Consider the following 8774-nt stretch of genomic DNA (forward strand, 5'->3'; position numbering starts at 1 on the left):
ACTCTTAAAAATTAATAGGTCTTTTTAGGAAACTAAAAAGAAAGTATCTAGTGATTATGGCAAGAAGGTAACACCCGTTCCCATTCCGAACACGATGGTTAAGCTTCTTAGCGCCGATGGTACTGCTCGGGAGACTGAGTGGAAGAGTAGGACGTCGCTAGGTAAACAAAAAACACTAAGTTTATGCTTAGTGTTTTTTTCTTTATAGTATATTACTAAAGAAGGTATCATCTGAGAGAGAGTGATATTGCATTTAAGGAAATTTTAGTATAGGCTATTGCAAATTATTAAATATGTATTATAATAAAATTAAGTGATATTGATATTCATTTTCAATAAGTACATATAAGGGATAAGTTATAAAATTAAAAAATGTAAAGGAAGGATATTATAACGTTAATCATCTTTTATAATTTACCTAGTAATAAAGGATGAGAGAAAAAGCCTACCTTTAGTATTTTAAGTATATAAAAAGCAAACTTTTATAAATAGGGGGAGAATTTATGAGTATATTGCTTGTAGGAGCGGATAGGCTTGGTAACATAACAGATAAATTAAGAGAAAGTGGTTTCAGTAGTATTGAGCATATAAGTGGCAGGAAGAGTAATGATAAAAAGATAAAAATACCAGAGAAGACAGACTTAATATTGGTATTAGTTGACTATGTAGGGCATGGTCTGACAGAGTTTATTAAGAGAGAATCAAAGCGAACGGGAATAAAAATTGCATTCTCAAAACGATCATGGACACATATGGAAAAGACTATACAAGGGTATATTGAACAAGTATCAGAAGTTAAAAAAGGTAGATATAATTAACATAATTCGGAAAATCTTTTCAAGAGTATAAATTAAGCCACTTATAAATACACTATGGTATATACTATAAGTTCATAGCACACTGTTGAGCTTAAATGACAAAACAAGGAGTGGGCTTAAAATGAGAAGAAAAGTAACTTATAATCTTGCAAATTCTGTTACCATAGGTGAAGATCAGACTGAGAAATATCCTATACCAGAAGTTAATGAAATAGATATTAATTTAAGTCAGCTTCAGCGTAACTTTAGTATTATACGGAATTTGGTAAAGCCAGACATAAAAATTATGGCAGTACTAAAAGGAGATGCTTATGGACATGGCATGGTGCCTATAGCCTATGAACTAGAGCATTGTAAATGTGATACTTTTGGTGTTGTTAGGCTAATTGAAGCTTTTTCCTTAAGAAAAGCAGGTATTAAGATTCCAATTATATTGCTTGCGCCAATTATTCCATTGCAGGCTTCTTGGATTACTATAAATGATATTACTCCAATGGTAGACAACGAGGAAATTGTAGAGGCGTTAGACGAAAGCGCATCTGAGTGTAACAAAATAGTTAATATACATGTTAAAATAAATACTGGTTTAAATAGATACGGAATTGAGCCTAAAGAGGCTGTTAATTTTATTAAAAAAATTTATAATAAGTACCCAAATGTAAAAGTAGAGGGAATATATACTCATTTTCAAAATGCTGAATTTGATGAAAACTTTACTATTAAACAGATTGAATGTTTCAACGAAGTTCTTAATAGACTAGAAAAAGAAAATTTAAGACCTAAGATAGCACATGCAGCAGGTTCAGCTGGCATACTAATGTATCCTCAGTCACACTACGATATGGTTCGCTGCGGAATAATTTTATATGGTTTAGAACATAAGGAAGGTGAAAAGGATCTTCCTGATGGGGTAAAACCATTAGTTACACTTAAGGGACGGATTTTAAAGATTAAAACTATTAAAGCTGGTGAAACTGGAGGCTATGGAGATAGGTTTATAGCAAAAAAGGATACTAAGGTTGCTATTATTGGGCTTGGTTATGGTGATGGTATTAGTCGTGGTTGGAAAGAGGTATTAATAGCTGATCAACGAGTTCCTGTAGTTAACTACTTCATGGACGGCATAATGGTAGATATATCTAATTTGAAGGGAAAAATTAAAGAATTTGATGAAGCTGTAATTATAGGAAGTCAAGGTGCTGAAAACATAAGCTGGGAAGAAGCTAGCAAGTATGTAAGTTCCTATGCAGATGAACAGATACAACGTATTACTGAAAGAGTTCCAAAGCACTATTTTTATGAATAAGATCAAATAATATACTGATGATAGCTAACAAAGCAGGAAAAAAATCAATGTTCTAACCTAAAAAGTGGTATTTATTAGTATTAATTATATTTTCATATCAAAATACTTTAAGTCATCATATACTAAATCAGTATAGTAATTTAAATAGAAGGTGCAACCCTTTTGAAAAGGCTAAATCCAGAAAAACTTCATGTGCAATACCTACCAAACGTAACTCCCACAAAACCAACTATCCCAAGAAAATATACCCTAACTCACTCTGATATAACTGCAGAACTATTCCTAACCATTGGGCAGCGATATGCCTACGAAAAAATTAATCCTATGAGAGATGAAGTTCTAGGAGAGTGGATTAAAATAAACAACAAATATTTTTTCAATGTATATCTCCATGTAGGTGGGAAATTGGGAACTGTTAATACAGCAATACGAAACAGAATTTTTAGAAGAGAATTACCGTTAGCCCTTGAATCTATTAGATATGGAGATAGAAAATTATTTGAAACTCACCCAGAGTTAGATAAGGCCCCTATAATTGTTTATTTTAACTCTACTATTCCATACTTTAACAGAGTTGAAAGATGGGGGATATTTTCAGACTACAGGTAATCCAACAATACTTAAAGAGGGCCTTACAGCTTTGTCAACTGTAAGGCCCTCTTTAAGCGTTAAATTTACTTTTTTACATATATACTGCATGTCTTGTCTCTAAACTACTTTTAATAAAGTGCAAATTAACTTTCCTAGACTGCATTTTCACTAACTATTGTATTATTAGTTCTGCTTACTCTTTTAAACTTACTACGACCAGCTTTATAAGCTTGGATTACTAAAGTTGGTACAAAAGCTAAGCCATATATAGTTCCTAGTTGATTTAAAGTAAGACTGCTAACTTCAAATATACCTCTTAGTGGTTCAAAGAAAAGTACTGAGTTTAAGAATACTAGTCCTAAACCAAAAGCTATCCATGCATACCTGTTTGAAAATACTCCAATCCTAAACAATGATTCCTTAGATCTGCAGTTAAATCCATGGAACAATCTAGCAAGAGATAAAGTTGCAAAGGCCATTGTACTTGCAAGCATATGATCACCAGTTTTTAAACCTATATGGAAGGCAGACATTGTAGCCGCAGCAATTATTAAACCTTCAACAAGTATTGAATTTCCGAATTCTTTTGTCAATATAGGTGAATTTATATCCCTAGGCTTTTCATTCATCACAGATTTTTTATGAGGTTCTAACCCTAATGCAATAGCTGGGAGACTATCTGTAAGAAGATTTATAAATAGTAGGTGAACTGGAGCAAATGGTATAGGTAGTGCTGCAAGTGAAGTATATAACACGGAAAGTATACCAGCGGTATTTCCAGAGAGTAAAAACTTTATAGAGTTCTTAATATTATTGTATATATTTCTACCATTAGACACGGACTTTACTATAGTAGCAAAATTGTCATCTGTTAACACCATTGAAGCAGCATCCTTAGCTACCTCTGTACCAGTAATACCCATAGCTATACCGATATCTGCCTGTTTAAGTGCCGGTGCATCATTTACACCATCACCAGTCATAGCAACTACATTTCCTCTTTCTTGCCAAGCTCTCACTATTCTTATTTTGTGTTCAGGAGATACCCTAGCATAAACAGAGACTTTGCTTACCATTTCTTTAAGTTCTTCATCACTTAATTTATCTAGTTCATGTCCTTCCACAGCTTGATCGCCATCTCTTAATATACCTATTTGTTTAGCAATAGCAGAGGCAGTAATTTTGTGATCACCAGTTATCATTACCGGTCTAATGCCAGATTGGATACAATCAGAAACTGCCTTAGCAGACTCTTCTCTTGGTGGGTCCATCATTGAGATTAGACCAAGAAATATTAAATCATTCTCATCTTCTAAACCTATAACTTTATTTTCATCTATTTCTTTGTAGACAAAGGCCAATACTCTAAGACCATTTTGAGAGAATTCCTTGTTAATTTTCTCGATTTTTACCTTATCATCCGAGGTTAAGTCTCTTACACCTTCAGAAGTTCTTATTTTTATAGTTCTATTTAGTAATACGTCTAAGGCACCCTTTGTTAACATTAAGTTTTTTCCATCAATATTATTTACAGTACTCATAAGCTTTCTATCAGAGTCAAAAGGTAGTTCACCAAGTCTTGGGTAGCTTTCTCTAACCTCTATTTCATTTAAATTATAAAGCTTACCTAAGTTTGTTAGTGCAATTTCTGTAGGGTCACCAATTTCCTTTTCACCGGAGGAAATTGCATCACTGCATAATAAGCTCATTAATAATAAATCTTTTTCTAAAGCTTTATCCGTATTTAAATCAGTGGAATTAAATATCTTTCCATCTACATAAGCATTTTTAACAGTCATTTTGTTTTGTGTTAAGGTACCAGTTTTATCAGAACATATTACAGAAACACTGCCTAAACTTTCTACAGCCTGAAGCTTTCTTATAACCGCATTTTCACCAGCCATTTTCTGAGTTCCGAGGGCAAGCACTATAGTTACAATTGAGCTTAAAGCCTCCGGTATTGCTGCAACAGCTAAAGCTACTGCAAACATAAAGGAATCAATTACTGCATAACCTCTATACATATTTAAAGCAAAAATGATAGCAGATATAACAAGTATTACAGCAGCAAGTTTTTTTCCAAACTGATCTAAGCTAATTTGAAGAGGAGTCTTTTTCTCCTTAGTGCTTTCTAATAAGGAAGCTACCTTTCCAAGTTCAGTATTCATCCCTATTTCTGTTACCACCATAACTGCTCTACCGTAAGTTACAAGACTGCCGGAAAAAACCATATTTTTTCTATCACCAATTGCTACGTTATCTCCATCTATGACATCAGTTGTCTTTAATACGCTTTCTGATTCACCAGTAAGAGAGCTTTCGTTAACCTGAATGCTGTAGTTTTTAATAATTCTTCCATCAGCACTTATAAAATCGCCAGCTTCTAAGTACAAAATGTCTCCTATAACTACCTCACGAGACGGGATTTCTATCTTTTCACCATTTCGGAGTACTCTTGCTATAGGTGCAGAAAGAGCCTTAAGACTATTTAAAGATTTTTCAGCTTTAATATGCTGTACAGTACCTAAAATTGCATTAAGAATTATAACAGCAAATATAACTAATGCACTTTCACTATTTCCTAGAAACATAGAAATAACTGCAGCGGCTATTAGTATTATAACAAGAAGGTCTTTAAACTGTTCAAAGAAAACTTGAACTGCAGATTTTTTCGCACCTTCTTGAAGTTCATTAAATCCATTTTTCTCCCTTCTTTTTTTCACTTCAGAGTCATTTAGTCCATCAGAAGATACATTTAATATATTCATAACTTCTTTAGCGGATTCTCTGTAAAAGTTCGTCATAATTACCACTCCTTTAATCAAAATAAAAAGACTTTTAATATAACCCGAATAGAGGATTATATTAAAAGTCTTGTAACCAAACAACTTGGTATGTAATGCCAGATTAGCTAGGCTAATCGTAATGTTGACAGTACATTTATAACTACTCCCTTTTAATAAAAGATATAGCATTAAGTATTTCGTTTAACATTATAATACAGTATATTTAACCATATGTCAATAGTTATTTTAAATAAACTTTACCAGGATCTTGAGTTTAAATAAGAAAGTTAATTATTAATCTTAAGCGCTATTAATGAAGAAACTCTTCAGGTTTTGTATTATATTTAATACTGAAGATGAACTCCCATGGAAATAAGCAGTCGCAGTTGACTTACCTGTTGATCAGATAGGGTATCTATTTGATAAGATTTACTATCTCCAGTTTTAGACCAAAATACAAAGTGTTCACAGTTATTTTGCAGAAGATCATAACTATTTTCACCAAGTCTACTCTTGGCTCTTTTAATTACTTCTTCAGCGGTAAATTTAGATGAATTATTTAAATCTAAAACAAAGTATTTACCAGATTTAAAGTAGGTATCCATATCAGTTTCTTGTATTTTTGAATCTTCCACTTTACCGGTAGTACTTATATAGTGAATTACCTTATTGTTACCAAGATAAATTCCATAATGATTATATTTGTAGCCCATAAATTCATCTGTTACACCAATTATATCGCTATACTCTACTTTTTTGTTAATCTTTGTAGGAGGTTGGTTTTTGTTATCTAACACTATAAAGGGTATATACTTTTTATCCTTTAGCTTATAATTGTCAAAGTGGATTTCTGGGGAAACAGTTATAGAATACTTTTTGCCCGGGATATATCCTCCAATGGGAGGGTTAACCAAAATACTCTTTTTATCTGTACTTAAAAATACATAAGCATCTGCTGGAGTTTTTTCAGTATCTTCAACTACAATACTTTTTATCGTACTGTCGTCAAAAATTATGGGATTTTGAAAATCTATTTTAAACTGCATATTTTGTGATACTTCTATAGGCTTAGTAAAACTAAAATAATGTTTATATAGAAAGTAAAAAGTTAATAGAATAATTGGTAATAATATAGTTAACAGAAGTTTTTTATTTCTCATAGAATCACCACATACCTTTATTTATCTGTAGATTATTATAAAAACACTATAATAGTTTATCACAATTTGTATTTTCAAAACAATATTGTAGGCAGCATAAAAATAATTTGATACTACTGGGAACTTAATGTGTTCTTTTATATACAATGGTAAAACTAAATTAGTAAAAAGGACATTTGTCCTTTTTTATTTTTATGCTCTGTTTTATACTAGATATGCATAGGAGAGGTTTGTAACTCTGTTAGTTCGATAATATAAATTATAACTATTAATTTATAAGTGAGGTAACTTATGAAAAAAATCTTTGATATAAATAGACTAAATCAATATATAGAAGAGTTTGAATTAAATTCTATATTTGAAAAGGATATGATTGAGCATATGGAGCTTTTTTGTTTTAGTAAGGGAGATATGATATGTACTAAAGATAACTATGTAAACTATGTTTACTTTTTAGTTGAAGGAAAAATAAAAGTATATACGTTACATGATAACGGCAAATCAATTCTACTCAGATTTAGTAACCCTTTGAGTATACTAGGTGATGTAGAATTGTTAAGTGATTATAAGGGGTTGTGCAATGTAGAATCAGTTACTGAAACTTTTTTAATAGGTATAGAAATTGTGAAATTGAAAAAATATGCTTACAATGATACTAAATTCCTTAGGTTTGTAATAAAAAACTTAAGTTATAAACTATACAATACTTCCAACGCAACGTCAATAAATCTTTTATATCCATTAGAAAGTAGATTTGCAAGTTACCTTTTATCAATAAGCGGAGAAGGCAGTAGTTCTAGTGGAGATGATATTAGAACAAGCAAGCTTACTGAAATAGCAAATTTGCTTGGAACTAGCTATAGACATCTTAACAGAATTATAAATGAATTTGTTAATAAAGATATTATTATCAGGAAGAGAGGTACAATTATTATTAAAGATTTTCATAAGCTAAAAGAATTGTCTAGCGGAAATATTTATGAATAGTAATGATTAAAATATTTAATATGAATGATGGGGGGATCAAAATGATAGGAATTTTATTTTCTATTCTTGCAGGTATTTTTATAAGTTTGCAAGGGGTTTTTAATACACGAGTAAGTGATAAAATTGGTTTTTTAGAAACAACTACGGTGGTCCATGGCGTTGGATTTATATTTGCATTAATTATTACATTGATATATGGTAGTGGAAGTTTTAGTAAGATAGGGGAAATTAATAAGATTTATCTTTTAGGTGGAGTTTTTGGAGTTATTATTGTTTTTAGTGTTGCAAAAGGAATTTCAATACTAGGAGCTAGTTTTTCCATAGCAATAATGCTTGTTATTCAACTTATAATTGCGACTACAATCGATACATTTGGATTATTCGGTAGTCCACAAATTAAATTTGAATATACTAAGTTAGTAGGATTATTTTTTATGATAATTGGAATAATCATATTTAAGTTAAAAGGATAGACTTATATGCTTTAGTTATTATCTAAAAGCCGTAGGTTACTTATGACAACAGCGTCTAGTGTGTCAGTATATGATATATGAAGAAATTATTTAAAAAACATAGTATAAATTAGGTGAAGTAGGTTAAAGCTATGATTGTTTAATATATATAGTGATTATAGATGATAAGATATTACTTGTCGCTTGATGAGTGACAAACACAAAGCTGAAGTGGCGGAACTGGCAGACGCACAGGACTTAAAATCCTGCGGGCCTTAAAACCCGTACCGGTTCGATTCCGGTCTTCAGCACCAAATATCGCGGGATGGAGCAGTTGGTAGCTCGTCGGGCTCATAACCCGAAGGTCGTAGGTTCGAGTCCTACTCCCGCAACCAAAAAAAGTTGTCAACAAACTTAATAATACTGTGAATTACTTGGTATAAATTGTTGGTTGACGAACTAAGGTTAAGATGATAAGCTATATAAGCAGTCGAGTTGAATCGACATGATCCTTGAAAATTAAACAGAGTAAGGTAAGTAAAACTTATCTATAATATATAAACCAGCAATTCTTTAATGAATCTTCTCAATGAATTGGGAAGTAAGCGACTATCACAAAATCATAGATTTTTGATATCTGCTTAAGTAATGAGTCACAAACTTTTAAATTGAGA

Annotated in this window: 7 protein-coding genes, 2 tRNA genes and 1 rRNA gene; 8 read left to right on the forward strand and 2 right to left on the reverse strand. The window is 31.6% G+C overall.

Going from position 1 to position 8774, the window contains the following annotated elements; all coding sequences use genetic code 11:
* The first annotated feature begins 46 nt into the window (after positions 1-46).
* The 4 genes from rrf to N4T77_RS19715 all read left to right on the forward strand — a co-directional run bounded on the left by rrf (position 47) and on the right by N4T77_RS19715 (position 2733).
* Positions 47-163 (forward strand): 5S ribosomal RNA (rrf, locus tag N4T77_RS19700).
* Positions 164-503: 340 nt separating this feature from the next.
* A complete protein-coding gene (locus N4T77_RS19705) occupies positions 504-818 on the forward strand; it encodes a DUF2325 domain-containing protein (protein ID WP_261673571.1) in 315 nt (104 codons plus the stop codon).
* Between the two features lie 121 nt (positions 819-939).
* Positions 940-2124 (forward strand): alanine racemase, encoded by a 1185-nt coding sequence (gene alr / locus N4T77_RS19710; RefSeq protein ID WP_261673572.1) that lies wholly within the window; start codon positions 940-942, stop codon positions 2122-2124.
* A 162-nt stretch (positions 2125-2286) separates the two neighbouring features.
* Entirely contained in the window at positions 2287-2733 is a 447-nt protein-coding gene (locus tag N4T77_RS19715) for a staygreen family protein (protein ID WP_261673573.1), read from the forward strand.
* 134 nt (positions 2734-2867) lie between these two features.
* Here N4T77_RS19715 and N4T77_RS19720 read toward each other — a convergent pair whose 3' ends face one another.
* Both N4T77_RS19720 and N4T77_RS19725 read right to left on the reverse strand, forming a co-directional pair.
* A complete protein-coding gene (locus N4T77_RS19720) occupies positions 2868-5519 on the reverse strand; it encodes a cation-translocating P-type ATPase (RefSeq protein ID WP_261673574.1) in 2652 nt (883 codons plus the stop codon).
* Between the two features lie 326 nt (positions 5520-5845).
* Positions 5846-6661: a lecithin retinol acyltransferase family protein gene (locus N4T77_RS19725; protein WP_261673575.1), complete on the reverse strand. Its 816-nt coding sequence runs from the start codon at positions 6659-6661 to the stop codon at positions 5846-5848.
* 291 nt (positions 6662-6952) lie between these two features.
* Between N4T77_RS19725 and N4T77_RS19730 the strand changes: the two genes are divergently transcribed.
* The 4 genes from N4T77_RS19730 to N4T77_RS19745 all read left to right on the forward strand — a co-directional run bounded on the left by N4T77_RS19730 (position 6953) and on the right by N4T77_RS19745 (position 8495).
* Positions 6953-7648 (forward strand): cyclic nucleotide-binding domain-containing protein, encoded by a 696-nt coding sequence (locus N4T77_RS19730; protein WP_261673576.1) that lies wholly within the window; start codon positions 6953-6955, stop codon positions 7646-7648.
* A gap of 41 nt (positions 7649-7689) precedes the next feature.
* Complete coding sequence (locus N4T77_RS19735) at positions 7690-8121, forward strand: DMT family transporter (RefSeq protein WP_261673577.1); 432 nt, start codon at positions 7690-7692, stop codon at positions 8119-8121.
* Between the two features lie 204 nt (positions 8122-8325).
* Positions 8326-8414, forward strand: a tRNA-Leu gene (locus N4T77_RS19740).
* A gap of 5 nt (positions 8415-8419) precedes the next feature.
* Positions 8420-8495 (forward strand) — tRNA-Met (locus N4T77_RS19745).
* The last annotated feature ends 279 nt before the right edge of the window (positions 8496-8774 follow it).

Origin of the sequence: Clostridium sp. CX1, from assembly GCF_025398335.1 — a bacterium.
GTDB classification, from domain to species: Bacteria; Bacillota; Clostridia; order Clostridiales; family Clostridiaceae; genus Clostridium_AM; species Clostridium_AM tanneri.